Raw genomic sequence first — 15,463 nt, 5'->3', positions numbered from 1 at the left:
CGCCTACCTGCTCGGTGCCGCCCTGGACCGCATCGCCGCCACCGAGCAGCTGGCCACCGCCGGCCGGGAACTGGTCATCTCCATCGAGGAGGTCGAGCGCAACGTGCTCTCCGCGACCACCGTCGCCAGCGAGGGCCGCACCCTGGCCGAGGAGGCCAACCGGGTCGTCGCCGAGCTCGGGGCCTCCAGCCGCCAGGTCGGCAAGGTCGCCCAGACCATCGACAACATCGCCGCCCAGACCAACCTGCTCGCCCTCAACGCCACCATCGAAGCCGCCCGGGCCGGCGAGGCGGGCAAGGGGTTCGCGGTCGTGGCCAACGAGGTCAAGGAACTGGCCCGGGAGACCGCCGTGGCCACCACCGACGTCACCGCCAAGATCACCGCCATCCAGGACCAGGTCGACGCCGTCGTGGCCACCCTCGCCGCCATCAGCACCGTCATCGACACCATCAACGAGACCCAGGCCGTCATCGGCGGCGTCCTCACCGAACAGGTCGCGGTCACCCGCGCCATCCTCGCCTGACCATGACCACCCTGGCTGCCGGAGTGGTCCCGTCTGCACCGCCACCCCTTCCTGGTGCCCGGCTCTCGCTGGCCACTACCCCCTCGGATGACCTGTTCGTGAAGGCGCCGAACCGCAGCCCGCGGCTGTCCAGGCTCGGCTTCTTCCACGGGGTCGCGGCGGCAGCAGTGCTCGCTGCGGTTCTGCCGATGTCCCTGCCATTGGCCGTCGAACTTGGCTGCGGAGCCCTCGGCGCGGCCGCGATCGCCGCCGCCCACCGCCGAGGGCGGCAACCGATCACCACACCGTCCCCTGCACCGTCTCCTCGTTCTCAGAGCCGCGACGCCCTGACCGGGCTGCCCGACCGTCACAGTCTGCGGCGGCATCTGGAGCAGGCAACGACTCCAGTGACGGTCCTCGCCGTCGACGTGGACGGACTGCGGCGGATCAATGAGGAGGCCGGCCACGAGACCGGGGATCTGGTTCTGGCCTGGGTGGCGGGCGAGCTGTCCCGCCTGCTGCCCGCGGGCGGGATGGCGGCGCGCATCGATGGCGACGACTTCGCTGTCGTCTCGCTCGGCGACGACGTGGAGGAGGCATGGGAAGCAGCCACCCGCATCCAGCGGACCCTCCGACAGCCTGTGCACCTGGCCGGACACCGGCTCCACCTCAGCGTCAACGTTGCGATCGTGCTCAGCCGACACCTTGCTCGCCACGCCGACCCGGAGATGCGGAGGTCCGCGGTCGATGCTCTCTTGCGGTGCACCGATATCGCGCTCACCACAGCCCAGGCCAGCGCCAACGGGGTCGCCGTCCATGACGAGGGCGCCTGTCCGACGGTCCCTACCGACCCCTACCTGGAGTTGGTCGCCGACCTGCACGCGGCGCTCGCCGCCGACGATCAGATCGTCATCCACGTGCAGCCCCAGCACCTGCTCGATGGCACGGGTCCACGGTCGCCTGACACCCTCAGTGGCTGTGAGGCCTTGGTGCGCTGGGAGCACCCCACTCGTGGACTCCTCGGCCCCGACAAGATCGTCCGGGCTGCGCGTGTTGGGCACCTGAACCGTGCCCTCACCGAACGGGTGCTTGAGCTGGCCATTGCTGCGGCCGCGACCTGGTGGCCCGCTCACCGACTGCCCGTAGCGGTCAACCTGACCACCGCGGACCTGGACGACGAGGGGCTGCCCTTTCGCATTCGGGCCATGTTGGCTCACCACCAGATGCCCTCGGCCGCGATCACTGTCGAGGTGGTCGAGGACAGCCTCATGCTCGACCCCCCACGCGCCGTGCGGACCCTCACCGCACTGCGCGCCATCGGGCTCACCATCGCCGTCGACGACTACGGCACCGGCTACAGCTCGCTGGCCTACCTGCACCGCCTGCCCATCGACGAGGTCAAGTTCGACCGCTCCCTCACCGCCGGCATCGCCGACGACCACGCAGCCACCGCCATCGTCAAGCACAGCGTGCGACTGGCCCACGACCTCGGCCTCACCGTCGTCGCCGAGGGCGTGGAACGCCCCCAAGACCTCGAACGCCTCCGCGAACTGGGCTGCGACGCCGTCCAGGGATACCTCACCGGCCGGCCCGTGCCCGTCAAGGACTGGAGGGAGGCGCTCGATCTCCGCGTCATGCTGCGCTAGCCCAGATGCCACTTGCGCCAACCCGCTCCGTGCACGCCCGGGGTCATCAAGATGGCTCGTCGAGCGGAGCCGCGCCGCCGGCCAGCACACGTGCTACCGACTCAGAAGCTGCGTTCCCCGACCACACCGTCCGATCGCATTCCCGCTCCGGCACGTGAACCCAGCCGCCACACCCCCACCGACCCGGATCGGGAGCGCCGGCCACAGTCGGTCTCCAGATGACATCTGCCGCCCCGTTCAGGCCGGCGCCGGGTGGTGGGGCTCGACACGGGGCCAACCCAGACCTGGTCCGGTCCCCGGGCCTACTCGCCTGCCGTGGGGGGTCAGGGGCGGATGAGGACCTTCAGGGCCTGCCGGTCGTCCATGAGGCGGTAGGCCTCGGCGATGTCGGCCAGCGGCATCTCCCGGTCGAAGACCCGGCCGGGCTCGATGGTGCCGTCCAGCACCTGGGGCAGCACGGTCTCCAGGTAGGCGCGCACGGTGGCCGGCCCGCCGGTGAGGGTGGCGTTCTTGCCGAACAGGCTCATGAAGCCGACGGGGGCGTCCTCGTACTGCGGGACGCCGACCCGGCTGATGGTGCCGCCGGGACGGACGACGCCGTAGGCCTGCTCGTAGGCCGGCATGTGGCCCACGGCTTCGAGGACGACGTGGGAACCCTCACCGCCGGTGATCTCCATGACCTCGGCGATGCCCTGCTCCCCGCGGGCCGCGACGACGTGGGTGGCGCCGAACTCCCGGCCGAGGTCGGTGCGGTCGGTGTGCCGGCCCATCAGGATGATCGTCTCGGCGCCCAGCTGGGCCGAGGCGAGGACCGCGGACAGGCCGACGGCGCCGTCCCCGATGACGGTGACCGTCTTGCCCGGTCCCACGCCACCCTGCCGGGCCGCGTGGTGGCCGGTCAGGTACACGTCGGACAGGGTCAGCAGCGAGGGCATCAGGGACTCGTCGGTGCCGGCCGGGATGACGACGGCGGTGCCGTCGGCCTGCGGCACGAGCAGCTTCTCGGCCTGCGTGGCCGAGGGGGCGCCGTCGAAGAAGCCCCCGTGCACGCAGGAGGTGGTGATGCCGTCCCGGCAGAACGCACAGGTGCCGTCCGACCAGGCGAAGGGCACGATGACCGTGTCCCCCACGGACAACCGGGTGACCGCGGAGCCGATCTCCTCGACGACGCCGATGGCCTCGTGACCCATCCGGCGACCGCCCGGGGTGTCCTCCAGGTCGTGGTAGGGGTGCAGGTCCGAGCCGCAGACGCAGGCGAAGGTGACCCGGACGAGGGCGTCGGTGGGGGCGGTGAGGACCGGGTCGGGGACCTCCTCGACCCGGACGTCGCCGGCGGCGTACATGACGGTGGCGCGCATGGTGGTCTGCTCTCTCTCGATGGGTGTGCCGGCGCCCGGCTCAGGCCGGGTAGCCGTACTCGTCGTCGGTGACGTGATCGCCCCAGGCGGTCTCGTCGCCCTCCCACAGCGCCTGGTGCGCCATGGCGTGGTCGGGGGCCGCGCCGTGCCAGTGCTCCTCGCCCGGCGGGGTCCACACGACGTCCCCGGGGCGGATCACCGTCACCTCACCGCCGCGGGACTGCACCAGGCCGACGCCGTCGGTGACGATGAGGACCTGTCCGCGGGGGTGTGAGTGCCACGCGGTGCGGGCGCAGGGCGTGAAGCGGACCAGGTTCATCCGGACGGCCGAGGGTTCGGGGTTGCGGACGACGACGTCCATGTGGACGTCACCGGTGAACCACTCGGCGGGGCCCTCGGCGGTCGGCTGGGGGCGGGAGAGTTCCATGGGGGTGCTCCTGGTGGGGTGGGTGGGAGACGGTGCCCGGGAGGCGGCCGCGAACCCGCTCGACCGCCCGCGGACTCCACGTCATGGCGCGCGGCAGACCTGGTCAGGGCCACAGAGGGGGGCGCTCGTCCCCCCTTCAGCACTCCCTCTGATCAGTCGGTGAGGCGTTCGTAGGTGACGCGGAACCCCTCGCTGGGGTCGGTCGGGGTGAGGACCAGTTCGTCGTCGATGACCTCGAACGTGCGGGTGAGGGTCTGGCCGACGAGGTCCCGGGCCGCGGCGGACTCGACGTCGATCGCGAAGACCCCGGCGGCGTCGTCGACGCTCAGGCCGCCGTAGTAGGCCTCGTAGCCGGCGACGGTGTACGGGGTGTCGGGGGCCGCGGTGTCGGGGTTGCTGGCCTGGACGGCCACCGTGTCCGCGGTGAACGCGATCCGCCCCGAGTAGGGCACCGGCTCCCCCGCGACCGTCAGGGAGGTCATCTCCCACACCCCGGTGAGCGGGGAGCTGTCGGCGGGCGGCACGGCGTTCGTGGTGGCTGCGGCGCTGGAGTCCTCCACCGGTTGCGAGCAGGCGGACAGGGCGACCGTGAGGCCGAGGACGGCGGCGCCGAGGAGGGACTTCTGCTGCACGGGGCGCACTCGCTTCCGTTCGGGGGTGGTCGCTGCTGCATGCCAGCCAAACCCACCGGGGCCGGTCGCGGCAGGGCGCGTCGATGGGGGGATCGGCTCCACCCCCCTGCGCGCCTGGACCCTGGGTGACTCAGTGCGGGGTGACGTCGTGCCGGATCGCGAGGATGGCCAGGTGCACCCGGTCGGGGCTCCCGGCGCGGTCCATCCGGTTGCCGACGTGGGTCATCACGGTGGTGACCCCGATGTGCAGGCGGGTGGCGCGTCCCCGACCGCGGGGCGCACCCCGTGAGGGAACACCGGCGGACCGGTCAGGCCCGCTCGTCCTGGGAGGTGACGGGTCCGCTGACCCGTCCGGGCTCGGTGACCGCCCAGCTGGCCAGCATCGCCAGGGTGTCGGCGGCCGCGGACCCCGGCTCCCCGGTGTAGGCGGTGAGGTTCAGGCCCCACAGCTCGTCGGTGGGCAGGTCGAAGGCCTCGAAGGCCAGGTCCATCGTCCCGACCACCGGGTGCACGAAGGTCTTGGTCCCGGTGTGGTGCAGCCGCACGTCGTGACCGGCCCAGCGGCTGCGGAACTCCTCGCTGCGGGTCGCCAGCTCACCGACCAGGTCGGTGATCGCCTTGTTGCCCGGGTCCCGGCCGGCCGCGGTGCGCATGATGGCCACCGTCGTGCTCGCCGCCGCCGGCCAGTCGGCGTGGAAGTCCTGCGCCCGGGGGTCCAGGAACTGGAACCGGGCGATGTTCACCGGTCCTCCCTGGGCGAACGCGTAGACCGGTGAGTACATCGCCCGGCCCAGCGGGTTGGCCGCCACGATGTCCATGCTGCCGGTGCGCACGATGGCGGCCGCCTTCGTCATCGAGTCCAGCATCCACTGCACACTCGGGCGGATCTGGGTGCTGGCCCGGCGGCGCGGAGCCCGGGTCGGGCGGGCAGCGCGAGCCAGGTCGTCCAGATGGGACCGCTCGGCCTCGTCCAGTCGCAGCGCCCGGGCCACCGCGGCCAGCACGTCCTCGGAGACCTCGGCGATGTGCCCGCGCTCCAGCCGCACGTACCAGTCGGTGCTGACCCCCGCGAGGACCGCGACCTCCTCCCGGCGCAGACCTGGCACGCGGCGACGCCCGGAGGTCGGCAACCCGACCTGCTCGGGTGTCAGCCGCCCGCGGCGGGTGGCCAGGAAGTCACTGATCTCGGCCCGGTTGTCCATGTCCACGACCGTAGGACGCCCCCTGCTCCGCGTGGAGTCTCGACGGGGGGAGAGCTCCTCCCCCTCTGGACCGCCCCTCCCTCACGCCCCGCCGACCAGCTTGGCTGGGCGGCGACCCGCCCGACACGAGAGGCCGACCCGTGGACCAGTGCCCGCGCCCCCATCCGGCAACGGCCGTCGTCCTGGCCGCAGCCGCACTCCTGTCCGGCTGCTCCGCCGACCCGAGCACCCCGGCAACCGCGACGGCAGCACCGACCGCGTCGCCGTCCGGCACCCCGACCGTCGAGGTCAGCGACCCGGCTGCTGACCCCTCGCCCGCCCCCATCCAGGAAGGCAGCACCGTGCAGATCCGACTCACCACCAGCGACGTCGTCCTGACCGCCACCCTGGCTGACAACCCCACCGCGGAGGCCTTCGCGGCCCAGCTCCCCATGACGGTGCCGATCAGCGACCACGCCGACACCGAGAAGGTCTTCCACCCACCGTCTGGACTGACCACCCAGGGCGCCTCCGATGGCTACGACCCCTCGGCCGGCGACATCGCCTACTACGCCCCCTGGGGCAACGTCGCCGTCTACTACCGCGACTTCTCCTGGTCGGCCGGTCTCGTGCCTGTGGCCCGCCTCGACGGTGACCCCACGGTGCTGGCCGCACTCCCCGATGACACCCAGATGCGCATCGACCTGCTCTGAGCGCGGCGCCCAGAGGGGTGGAGCCCCTCCCCCCACGAGCTCGCCTCCCCCAGGCAGGCGTGGCTCGTCGGGTCCGGGACACCTCAGACCCCAGCAACGGCTGCACCCAGCCGCCCCCCACCCAGGAAGAGGACACCGTGTCCGAGTCAGCAGCGCAGCGTTTCACCGACAAGGTCGCTTTCGTCACCGGCGCGGGCACCGGCATCGGTCGGGCCACGGCCCTGGCCTTCGCCGCCGAGGGAGCCCGGGTCGCGGTCGCAGGACCGGCCGACAGCGGCATCACCGAGACCGCCGACCTGATCACCGCGGGCGGTGGGCAAGCCCTGGCCCTGACCCTCGACGTGACGGTCGAGGCCGACGTGCAGGCCGCCCTGCAGCAGACGGTGCAGACCTTCGGCCGCCTCGACCTCGCCTTCAACAACGCCGGCGTCGAGCAGTCCCGGACCCCGCTCGCCGAACTGCCCACGACGGACTGGACGCGACTCATCGCCGTCGACCTCACCGGGGTCTACCACTGCATGAAGCACCAGATCCCGCTGCTGAAGGCCGCAGGCGGCGGGTCGATCGTGAACACCTCCTCCGGCGCCGGCGTCATCGGCATCCCCGGCCAGGCCGCCTACGCCGCCGCCAAGTGGGGCGTGATCGGGATGAGCAAGTCCGTGGCCCTGGAGGTCGTCACCGACGGGATCCGGGTCAACGTGGTCGCCCCCGGGATGATCGACACCCCGATGATGGGTCGGGTGTCCGGTGGCACCGACGAGGGCTACGCCCACATCGTCAGCCAGGAGCCGATCGGCCGGATGGGCCGCCCCGAGGAGATCGCCTCGGCCGTGCTGTGGCTGTCCTCCGACCTCGGCGGCTTCACCGTCGGCCACACTCTCGTCGTCGACGGCGGCCAGACCGTCGGCTAGGTGTGATGTCCAGCGAGGTTGTCCAGGCGGGTGATGGGCGGTGGGGCTCCGGTGGCGCTGTTGGGCCGGTGGTGGTCGTAGAAGTGCAGCCATCGTGGCAGGGCGTCGCGGCGTGCTTGTTCGGAGTCGTAGAAGCGGGCGTAGGCCCAGCCGTCGGCCAGGATGCGGTGGAACCGTTCGATCTTGCCGTTGGTCTGGGGCGGTAGGGCCGGGTGCGCTTGTATGCGCGAGCGGAGTCCGGGTGGGCTGGTGGTGGGGCCGCGAACTGCGGTCGACCATCCCGACTGGGCCCTCGGCGCGGTGGCGGGTGGCCCACTTGCGCGCGGTGGGCGGGGCGACCATGAACTTCGTGGCCGCCGGCGACACCGGCCAGCCCTGGTCGACGATCAGGCGGGCCATCCGCAGGCGGGCGCGTGGGGTCAGGGCAGCGTCAGCGTGGAACACGAGGGCCTCCGGTCTGTGGAGCGGTTCCTAGACAGCTCCACCTCACACCGGAGGCCCCCCGTCTCAACGACAGACCCCGATCACCTCAACTCGGGACGACGTCCCTGGACATCACAGCTGGTCGGAGGGGCGCAGCAGTAGCAGTCGTGCTTGTGGTGAACCACTGCGGACTGCGGCGACGTCACTGGTGAAGAAGAAGTCGAAGTCGCCTTCCTCCGGCACATTCGGACTGATGTTGCTCGTTACATGGGCGAAGGAATCGCCGGCGTCGTAGCCCCACGCGATGTTCCAGACGCGGAGCGAGATGCCATCGGCGAGTTCGACGATGGTCAGTTGGCCGTCGCGCTCCCGCAGGATGTCGAGGACCCTGATGTCCCAGGGATCAGGTGGGCCCGGCTCGTAGTTGGGCCACGTCCTCCGCCACCGCATCACTGGAGGCTATTCCGTCATCGACAGCCCATGCTGCCGTGCTCAGGGCTTTCGCGACGGTGCCCACAAGGGGAGGAATGGGGCAGGCGGCCGCCTACGCCAGCTGATCCGATGGGTGTAGATCTCTGGCGCAGTTCCCTGACGCCTGTGACGCTCCTCGAGTCGGCGGGGTTGGTGGCCGTCGACCTTGGCCGCGGCCTCGATGCACGCGTTGCCACGCCTGGCGCGTGCGTCCGTTGTGGAGGGGAGCTGCCCGTTCGAGGCGGGCCCGTGCAGGCACCCGGGGCGGGCACATGAGTTCCAACCAAACGCCCGCCCCGGCCACCGCGTCATCACCGCGGTTAGCGCGTGGTCTTGCTCTGATCGAGGGTGCAGCCGCGACCGCCTGCCGTGCGCAGGATCTTCGCAACGGTGCCGAAGAGGCCTTCAGCCCTGGTTTGCTCCGGACCTCGAGTGGTTGTACTCGGCAGGCACGGCCTCGTATTCGGTCCAACCTGAGTCGTTCAGCCGTGACCTATACCAACGGGTGTCTTCGGCAGCAAGGTGTGCGGGGCCCCCTCGGGAGGCGCTTGCCTCGGAGTCCAGGTGGCCTGGATCCTCTGCTTGTGGAACCCAGCACCCCTTACGCGCGCCCTGGCTTCCGCCGAGGACTGGGCAAAGCAGAGATGGCGTCCAATCCACGAGTCGGCTTCGGCGTCCTGGGCGTCGACCCCGTACACGCCCGCGCCGCCCTCGCCGTCCCGCTGCGCCCGGATCTGGGCTCGGGTGGCCTTCGAGCTCTTCGACACGTCGCCATTCTGCCGCACAGAGAGCGGCGGTGAAGTCGCCACAGCCGCCGCGAGCTGGGCTGCTGCCGTGCCCGCGGTCTTGGTCACGGTGCCAAGTGGACCAGCAGCGTTCGCGGGAAGTTGCGTGGCACCGTGGGCGAGGTGATGGCGGATGACGCTCGCACCCTGCTGCGTCCAGTCCTCGACGACCTGAGGCGACCTGAAACCTCTCCCGAGCGGCCCCACGCGGCTACGGAGAATGCGTGGGTGGATCGTATGGAGGTTGAGGCAGAACTGGCTGGCCTGATCACCACCGCGTTGGCACCTGGCCGCATCGACCGGCAGACCTTGGTCCATGTTCGAGCGTTGATCGAGGAGGCCGGCACGCACATCGATGCAGGGCGGCTCACCGCTGCACTTCGCGTCCTTGCGCAGGCCGTTTAACTCGACGGACGAGAGCTGGAACGAACCGCCCGAGCGGGGTGCTGCCGTCCTCACGGACTTCATGACGGTGCCGAACGGACGTGCAGGTAGGTAGTCCCTCGCGGCCGGCTCGGCACTCCCCGACCTGCCCGCCGGCACCTCGACGTCCGGGGAGCAGGTCGACTGCGGCTCCGGCGGCTGCTCCCGGACGTACGACCTCGGGTCAGGGGCGGAGTGGACGGCGGCCGAACTCGTCGCCATCGACCGCCTCACCGGCTGCGGTCTCCGCAGTCCGATCACCCTCCGCAAGGCCTGCACGTACGTGACACGGTCCGGTGACGACGTCCGCCTGGCGCTGAGCTCCCAGCGCCCCTGGTGACCGACTCCCACGGAACGGCAGGCCCCGGAATTGCCCCCGTGGCCCGGGACCGGACCCCGGATGGTCGGCCGGCGGGAGGGGCTCAGCCCAGCAGCCGCGTCAGCGCCGGCCCGATGTCCAGCAGCGTCCGCACCATCTCGGCCCGTCCGGCGCCGCGCGCGGCGAGCGCCCGGGCCGCGGTCTCGGCCTCATCGGTGGGCAGCGGGCACAGCACGTGCAGCCGGTCGATGCCGCCCAGTGCGGTCTCCGGCGGGGCGCCGGTGGTGTGCAGGCAGTCCGACAGCAGGACGACGACGCGCTCGTCGGCGACCGCGGGCAGCAGCTCGGTGCGGGCGGCCTTCAGGGCCCCGGCGAGGTCGGTCATGCCGTGCCCGCGCAGGCTGACCAGCTGCCCGACGAGGTCCTCGACCGAGCGGCGCTGGCCCAGCCGCTGCAGCTGGGTGACGTCGGAGGCGAAGGTGATGACGCTGGTCTCCAGCTTCTCGTCCGAGGCCAGCACCACCCCGGCCGCGGCGACGGCGGCGATGGCGACGCCCAGGCCGTTCATCGACCCGGAGCTGTCCACGACCAGGCAGACCGCGCGCCGGTGGCCGGTCCAGGTCCGGGTGACCAGGTCCTCGGTCGCCGGGGGCCACTGACCGGTCCAGCGGTCCAGCGTGCGGTCCAGGTCCAGGTCGCCGTCCGAGCGGCGGTTGTGGGCCAGCCGGCGGGTGCCGCGCGAGCGCGTCGTCCCGACCCGGCCGACCTGGATGAAGACCCGGCAGGCCAGCCGCTTGGCCGCCGCCCGCAGCTCGCGGTCGGTGGCCAGCGCCATGTCGGCGAGCATCGCGGCCGCGGCATCGGGGTCCTCGGCCATCAGCTGGGCAAAGGCCTCCTCGTCGAGCTCGCCCACCTCGGGGCTGACGTCGTCGAAGGACTCGTGCTTGGCCTGCATCTCCCGCCGGCCGTTCTGCCGGCGGGACTGGGAGCCGCCCTTGCGGTCGCGCCGCAGGGAGCTGGCCGACTCCGGGCCCGCAGGCTGCTCAGCCTGCGGGCCACCCCCTTTTGGGTCTGCCCCACCCTTCTCGTCCTGGTCGGGGGAGTCCGGGTCCGAGGACTCGTCCGGTGGTGGCGCGTCCTCGGGCCAGACGTCGTCCAGGATGTCGTCGATCACCGACTCCGGTGTCCGCTCGACGCCGTCGACGACCTTGATCCGGCCCGACAGGGCGGCGTGCGCGGCGTCTCGGGCGGTCTCGCGGGCGCCCTCGGCGCTCAGGCCGTAGCCGCCGCGGACCCGCAGCAGGCCGCCCAGCAGCAGCACCAGGTCGATCGCCCCGCGCACCGAGGAGCCCATCCGCAGGTCGCGGTGGTCCCGGGTGGCCCGCACCATCCGCACGCTGAGGCCGATCGGCGAGGGGTCGGCGCCGGTCACCTGGGCGACGATCGCCCGTTCGGCCGCGGCGTCCTGGTAGCCCAGCACGACCCGGCACATCCGGTCGGCGATGGCCTGCCCGACCCGGGCGGTGCCGATCGCGTCGAAGGGGTTCATCGCGGCGATCAGCCGGAACCCGGCGGCTGCGCGCACCCGGCCCAGCCGCGGGACCGCGATCTCGCCCTCGGTGAGGACGGTGATCAGGACGTTGAGGGTCTCCTCCGGGATCCGGTTGAGCTCCTCCAGGTAGAGCAGGCCCGAGCCGCGCATCGCCGTCAGCAGCGGACCGTCGGTGAAGCTGGAGGGCACGTAGCCGTCGGTCATCACCGCGGCCGGGTCGTACTGGCCGACCAGCCGGGCCGGGGTCAGCTCGGCGTTGCCCTCGACGAAGACCACCTCGGTGCCGACGTCGGCGGCGATGGAGCGCAGCAGGGTGGACTTCCCGGTGCCGGGCGGGCCCTCCAGCACGACGTGCCGGTTGGTCTGCAGGGCGACGGTCAGGACCTCCCGTTCCTTGCGGAGCCCGATGACGGCGCTCACGGGGGCGGGGGGTGTGTCGAGGTCGGTCACGTCGCTCCAGGTCAGAGGGGGCCGGACGGCGACCGTGGCCGCACCCCCGCAGGGGTACGGCCACGGCTGGAGCTGGGTCTCAGGCGCTGGCGCCCTCGAGCGGTGCCGTGTCGAACCGGATCACACCACGGATGTTCTTGCCGTTCACCAGGTCGTCGTAGCCCTGGTTGACCTCGTCGAGCGTGTAGTAGGTGGTGATCAGCTCGTCGAGCTTGAGGTCGCCGGACTGGTAGAGCTCGACCATCTTCGGGATGTCGTGGAAGGGGTCACCGGAGCCGAACAGGCTGCCCTTGACGGTCTTCTCGAACAGGGTGAGGGCCGCGCTGTTGAGCTCGATGTTGTTCTTGGTCGGGTCGGCCAGCCCGGTGATGACGACGGTGCCGCCCTTGCGGATGGTGTTCACCGCGTTGCTCACCACGGCGGAGTCGACGACGCCGACGGTGATGATCGCCTTGTCCGCGCCGAGGCCGTTGGTGAGCTGCTGGATGAGCTCGTGGGCCTCCTCGGCGGTCTCGCAGGTGTGCGTGGCGCCCATCTGCTCGGCGGCCTCCCGCTTGTTGGCCAGCGGGTCGATGGCCACCACGTTGCGGGCCCCGGCCAGGGACGCGCCCTGCACCGAGTTGATGCCGATGCCGCCGATGCCGTAGATCGCGATGGTGTCGCCGGCCTCGGTGGCCGCGGCGTGCACGGCCGATCCCCAGCCGGTGGGGACGCCGCAGCCGATGAGCACGACCTTCTCCAGGGGCAGGTCCTTGTCCACCTTGACCGCGGAGTTCTCGCTGATGACGGCCCGCTCGGAGAACGTGCCGAGCATGCACATGCCGCCGAAGTCCTCACCGCCCTCGCCGTGGAAGCGGTAGGTGCCGTCGGTGAGGCAGCCGTCGAGGATCGTGGCGCCCATGTCGCAGAGGTTCGACTTGCCGGTGGAGCACCAGCGGCAGTGCCCGCAGACCGGCAGGAACGAGCAGATGACGTGGTCGCCGACGGCGAGCCGGCTGACGCCGGGGCCCACCGCCTCGATGACGCCGGCACCCTCGTGGCCGCCGACGATGGGGAAGCGCGGCACGATGTCGCCGTGCCGCAGGTGCTCGTCGGAGTGGCACAGACCTGCGGCGACGAAGCGGATGAGCACCTCGTTGGCCTTGGGCTCGTCCAGTTCCAGTTCGACGATCTCGAACGGGGTCCCGGTCTGCTTCAGCACGGCTGCTCTGGTCTTCATCGACCCTCCAGGTGTGTGCAGCCCCCGGAGGACTGCTACGGCGGAACGCCCCACCGTCACCCGACTGTCGCAGATGCTGTGACCACGGTCGCCGGGAGCGGGGCGCCCAGCCATCGTGTCCCGCGCATGTGAGCCCGGCCACCCCCGGTTGGGGGTGCCCGCGCAGCCCGGCTCAGACGCGGGCGAGCCGGGGGCCCAGCAGGGCCGGCAGCAGCACCTCGTCGGCGAGGTGCTCGGTGCAGGCGGCCGGCAGCGGGCCGGTCGCCAGCCGGTGGGCCAGCAGGGCGCGCAGCGTGCGTGAGGCCGGCGCGGCCACCCGGACGGGCTCGTCGCGGGCCAGGGCGCGGGCGGCCAGCTCGCCGAGGAGCGCCTGCGGGGCGCGGTCGAGGGCGGCGGCGAGCTCGGGAGAGCAGTGGGGATCCCCCAGCAGCGCGGCGACCGCCTCCTCGGTGGCGCTCAACGGCCGGCCCAGGCCCTCGGCGACGGCGACCAGGTCCGCCCGGAGGGAGCCCCGGTCGGCGGGGGCGGGCAGCAGGTGCGCGGTCGCGACGACCTCCACCGCGAGCGCGCTGCGAGCCGACCACCGGCCCAGGACCACGTCGGGGGTCACCCCGGCGCGGCTGGCGAGGAGCCCGGGGGTCACGACGGACCAGCCCTCCTCGACCGCCAGCCGCACGGCGGCGGCACGGAGGGGGTCGGGCGCACGGGAGGTCATGAGCGGGTCTCCGTTCCCGGGCTCGCTGCTCGGCCCGTGTGGTGCCGGAACGTACCGGATCCGCAACTCACCGTCCGGACCTCAGACCGGCGTGGCGCACAACTCGGCGGGGCCCAGCCGGATCGTCCCGGTCGACTCCGGCCGGCACCGCACACCGCCGCGCCCGCGCATCCCGCGGTGCGCACCCGGTGCCAGCACGACGTCCATCCACCGGCACGGGTTCGCCGCCCGCCCGCCGACCAGCCGGACCACGCCCAGCCCGCAGTCCAGGCTGAACTCCCTCCCCCGCAGCGCGTCGACGTCCACCCCGCGCAGCACCACGTTGCGCCGGGCCAGCACCGGGTCGAAGGGCGGGACCCCCAGCTCGGCGGCGAGGGCGTCCAGCGCGTCGGCCGAGACGACGGTGACCGAGGCGTCCCGGTGCGCGGGCCGCCCGGCGTACCGGTCACCCACGACGCCGTACCCGGCCCGGACCTCCAGCTCGGTGCGCCGGTCCTCGGCCTGCTCGGGCGTCGTCGTCCCGGGGCGACCGTCGTACCGGTGCCCCGGGGACGCCACCAGCGCCACGACCTCGACCTGCACGGCGACCCCGGTCAGCGGTCGGCGGTCGCGTGGATCGGGCCCTCCGCGCCGGTCAGCCGCTCCCCCGACCCACCCCATCGCCCGGCGATGATCTCCGCCGCGATCGAGATGGCGGTCTCCTCCGGCGTGCGGGCACCCAGGTCCAGGCCGATCGGCGAGGACAGCCGGCCGAGCTGCTCGTCGGTCAAGCCCGCCTCGCGCAGCCGGTCCAGCCGCTCGTCGTGGGTGCGCCGCGAGCCCATCGCACCCACGTAGGCGACGTCGAGGTCCAGGGCGACCTCCAGCAGCGGGACGTCGAACTTCGGGTCGTGGGTGAGCACGCAGAGCACGGTGCGCTCGTCGATGCGCCCGGCGTCGACCTCGGTCTGCAGGTAGCTGTGCGGCCACTCCACGACGACCTCGTGGGCGTCGGGGAACCGGCGGGCGGTGGCGAACACGGGCCGGGCGTCGCAGACGGTGACCCGGTAACCCAGGAACGCCCCCACCCGGGCCACGGCGGCCGCGAAGTCGATGGCGCCGAAGACGACCATCCGGGCCGGCGGTGCGAACGAGGAGACGAACAGCGTCAGGTCGTCCCCGCGGCGCTCGCCGTCGTGCCCGAAGTCCAGCGTGGTGGTCCGGCCGGCGGCCAGCATGCCGCGGGTGTCGGCGGCCACGGCGTCGTCCAGGCGCTGGGAGCCCAGCGTGCCCGAGGTGCGGTCGTTCCAGACCACCAGCCGGTTGCCCAGCCGGTCGTCGGCGCCCTTGACCACCGTGACGACGGCGACCGGCTCGTGCCGGCCCACCGACTCGGCGACCTCACCCAGCTCCGGGAAGGACTCCCGGGAGATCGACTCGACGTAGACGTCGAGGATCCCGCCGCAGGTCAGCCCGACGGCGAAGGCGTCGTCGTCGCTGACGCCGTAGCGCTCCAGGGTCGGGGCGCCCGACGCCACGACGTCCTTGGCCTCCTCGTAGACCGCGCCCTCGACGCAGCCGCCGGACACGCTGCCCACCGCGGTGCCGTCGGGGCCCACCAGCATCGAGGCGCCGGCCGGGCGTGGGGCCGACCGCCAGGTGGCGACCACCGTGCCCACGCCGACGGTCTCCCCCGCCTGCCACCAGCCGACCAGGTCGTCCAGGACATCACGCATGGGTCGTCTCCTCCGAGGGGT

The 15,463-nt window shown here is 72.4% G+C and carries 15 protein-coding genes and 2 pseudogenes; 5 read left to right on the top strand and 12 right to left on the bottom strand.

The features are described 5' to 3' along the window. Nucleotides 1-523: methyl-accepting chemotaxis protein (locus tag AC0IVP_RS12885; protein ID WP_471756977.1), on the top strand; the 523-nt coding region annotated here is incomplete at its 5' end. Between the two features lie 2 nt (nucleotides 524-525). Continuing rightward, on the top strand, nucleotides 526-2,148 hold the full coding sequence (locus AC0IVP_RS12880) for a putative bifunctional diguanylate cyclase/phosphodiesterase (protein ID WP_471756975.1): 1,623 nt from the start codon (nucleotides 526-528) through the stop codon (nucleotides 2,146-2,148). A 323-nt stretch (nucleotides 2,149-2,471) separates the two neighbouring features. On the opposite strand, the gene AC0IVP_RS12875 is transcribed toward AC0IVP_RS12880, so the two are convergent. From AC0IVP_RS12875 to AC0IVP_RS12860, 4 genes are all read right to left on the bottom strand, one after another. After that, complete coding sequence (locus tag AC0IVP_RS12875) at nucleotides 2,472-3,506, bottom strand: zinc-binding dehydrogenase (RefSeq protein ID WP_471756973.1); 1,035 nt, start codon at nucleotides 3,504-3,506, stop codon at nucleotides 2,472-2,474. A gap of 40 nt (nucleotides 3,507-3,546) precedes the next feature. Continuing rightward, the gene (locus AC0IVP_RS12870; protein ID WP_471756971.1) at nucleotides 3,547-3,933 is read right to left on the bottom strand and encodes a (R)-mandelonitrile lyase; all 387 of its coding nucleotides are present in this window, start codon (nucleotides 3,931-3,933) and stop codon (nucleotides 3,547-3,549) included. Nucleotides 3,934-4,085: 152 nt separating this feature from the next. Next, on the bottom strand, nucleotides 4,086-4,565 hold the full coding sequence (locus tag AC0IVP_RS12865; protein ID WP_471756969.1) for a lipocalin-like domain-containing protein: 480 nt from the start codon (nucleotides 4,563-4,565) through the stop codon (nucleotides 4,086-4,088). Between the two features lie 308 nt (nucleotides 4,566-4,873). Next, nucleotides 4,874-5,767 carry a helix-turn-helix transcriptional regulator gene (locus AC0IVP_RS12860; protein ID WP_056296569.1) on the bottom strand — a complete coding sequence of 298 codons (894 nt, stop codon included), beginning with the start codon at nucleotides 5,765-5,767 and terminating at the stop codon, nucleotides 4,874-4,876. A 341-nt stretch (nucleotides 5,768-6,108) separates the two neighbouring features. On the opposite strand from AC0IVP_RS12860, the gene AC0IVP_RS12855 reads away from it, so the two are divergent. Both AC0IVP_RS12855 and AC0IVP_RS12850 read left to right on the top strand, forming a co-directional pair. Next, nucleotides 6,109-6,459: a cyclophilin-like fold protein gene (locus AC0IVP_RS12855; protein WP_157519415.1), complete on the top strand. Its 351-nt coding sequence runs from the start codon at nucleotides 6,109-6,111 to the stop codon at nucleotides 6,457-6,459. Between the two features lie 137 nt (nucleotides 6,460-6,596). Next, nucleotides 6,597-7,370 (top strand): SDR family NAD(P)-dependent oxidoreductase, encoded by a 774-nt coding sequence (locus tag AC0IVP_RS12850; protein ID WP_471756967.1) that lies wholly within the window; start codon nucleotides 6,597-6,599, stop codon nucleotides 7,368-7,370. Here AC0IVP_RS12850 and AC0IVP_RS12845 read toward each other — a convergent pair. From AC0IVP_RS12845 to AC0IVP_RS12835, 3 genes and pseudogenes are all read right to left on the bottom strand, one after another. After that, nucleotides 7,367-7,590: pseudogene (locus AC0IVP_RS12845) on the bottom strand (integrase core domain-containing protein); the annotation flags it as partial. The gene AC0IVP_RS12850 and the pseudogene AC0IVP_RS12845 overlap by 4 nt on opposite strands. A gap of 11 nt (nucleotides 7,591-7,601) precedes the next feature. Beyond that, nucleotides 7,602-7,814, bottom strand: a pseudogene (locus AC0IVP_RS12840) (leucine zipper domain-containing protein); the annotation flags it as partial. 111 nt (nucleotides 7,815-7,925) lie between these two features. Continuing rightward, nucleotides 7,926-8,243, bottom strand: coding sequence for a hypothetical protein (locus AC0IVP_RS12835; protein WP_471756965.1), 318 nt, complete (start codon nucleotides 8,241-8,243; stop codon nucleotides 7,926-7,928). A gap of 920 nt (nucleotides 8,244-9,163) precedes the next feature. Here AC0IVP_RS12835 and AC0IVP_RS12830 point away from each other — a divergent pair. Beyond that, the gene (locus tag AC0IVP_RS12830; RefSeq protein WP_471756963.1) at nucleotides 9,164-9,454 is read left to right on the top strand and encodes a hypothetical protein; all 291 of its coding nucleotides are present in this window, start codon (nucleotides 9,164-9,166) and stop codon (nucleotides 9,452-9,454) included. 440 nt (nucleotides 9,455-9,894) lie between these two features. Here AC0IVP_RS12830 and AC0IVP_RS12825 read toward each other — a convergent pair whose 3' ends face one another. The 5 genes from AC0IVP_RS12825 to AC0IVP_RS12805 form a co-directional block, all read right to left on the bottom strand. Continuing rightward, a complete protein-coding gene (locus tag AC0IVP_RS12825; protein WP_471756961.1) occupies nucleotides 9,895-11,763 on the bottom strand; it encodes an AAA family ATPase in 1,869 nt (622 codons plus the stop codon). 109 nt (nucleotides 11,764-11,872) lie between these two features. After that, entirely contained in the window at nucleotides 11,873-13,012 is a 1,140-nt protein-coding gene (locus AC0IVP_RS12820) for an NDMA-dependent alcohol dehydrogenase (protein WP_056295572.1), read from the bottom strand. Between the two features lie 172 nt (nucleotides 13,013-13,184). Next, a complete protein-coding gene (locus tag AC0IVP_RS12815) occupies nucleotides 13,185-13,727 on the bottom strand; it encodes a TetR/AcrR family transcriptional regulator C-terminal ligand-binding domain-containing protein (protein ID WP_471756959.1) in 543 nt (180 codons plus the stop codon). Nucleotides 13,728-13,808: 81 nt separating this feature from the next. Further along, a complete protein-coding gene (locus AC0IVP_RS12810; protein WP_235564784.1) occupies nucleotides 13,809-14,309 on the bottom strand; it encodes an MOSC domain-containing protein in 501 nt (166 codons plus the stop codon). Between the two features lie 11 nt (nucleotides 14,310-14,320). Then, nucleotides 14,321-15,442: an XdhC family protein gene (locus tag AC0IVP_RS12805; protein ID WP_056295578.1), complete on the bottom strand. Its 1,122-nt coding sequence runs from the start codon at nucleotides 15,440-15,442 to the stop codon at nucleotides 14,321-14,323. Between the last annotated feature and the right edge of the window lie 21 nt (nucleotides 15,443-15,463).

It is taken from the genome of Klenkia sp. AC732 (genome assembly GCF_979256525.1).
The sequence above is the reverse complement of the archived record's forward strand: the minus strand, read 5'-3'. Positions and strand labels throughout refer to the sequence as shown.

Excerpts from the sequence above, each read along its gene's own strand:
- AC0IVP_RS12860 (WP_056296569.1), bottom strand. The coding sequence starts at position 5,767 with ATGGACAACCGGGCCGAGATCAGTGACTTCCTGGCCACCCGCCGCGGG.
- AC0IVP_RS12875 (WP_471756973.1), bottom strand. The coding sequence starts at position 3,506 with ATGCGCGCCACCGTCATGTACGCCGCCGGCGACGTCCGGGTCGAGGAG.
- AC0IVP_RS12880 (WP_471756975.1), top strand. The coding sequence starts at position 526 with ATGACCACCCTGGCTGCCGGAGTGGTCCCGTCTGCACCGCCACCCCTT.
- AC0IVP_RS12835 (WP_471756965.1), bottom strand. The coding sequence starts at position 8,243 with ATGCGGTGGCGGAGGACGTGGCCCAACTACGAGCCGGGCCCACCTGAT.
- AC0IVP_RS12815 (WP_471756959.1), bottom strand. The coding sequence starts at position 13,727 with ATGACCTCCCGTGCGCCCGACCCCCTCCGTGCCGCCGCCGTGCGGCTG.
- AC0IVP_RS12805 (WP_056295578.1), bottom strand. The coding sequence starts at position 15,442 with ATGCGTGATGTCCTGGACGACCTGGTCGGCTGGTGGCAGGCGGGGGAG.
- AC0IVP_RS12870 (WP_471756971.1), bottom strand. The coding sequence starts at position 3,933 with ATGGAACTCTCCCGCCCCCAGCCGACCGCCGAGGGCCCCGCCGAGTGG.
- AC0IVP_RS12820 (WP_056295572.1), bottom strand. The coding sequence starts at position 13,012 with ATGAAGACCAGAGCAGCCGTGCTGAAGCAGACCGGGACCCCGTTCGAG.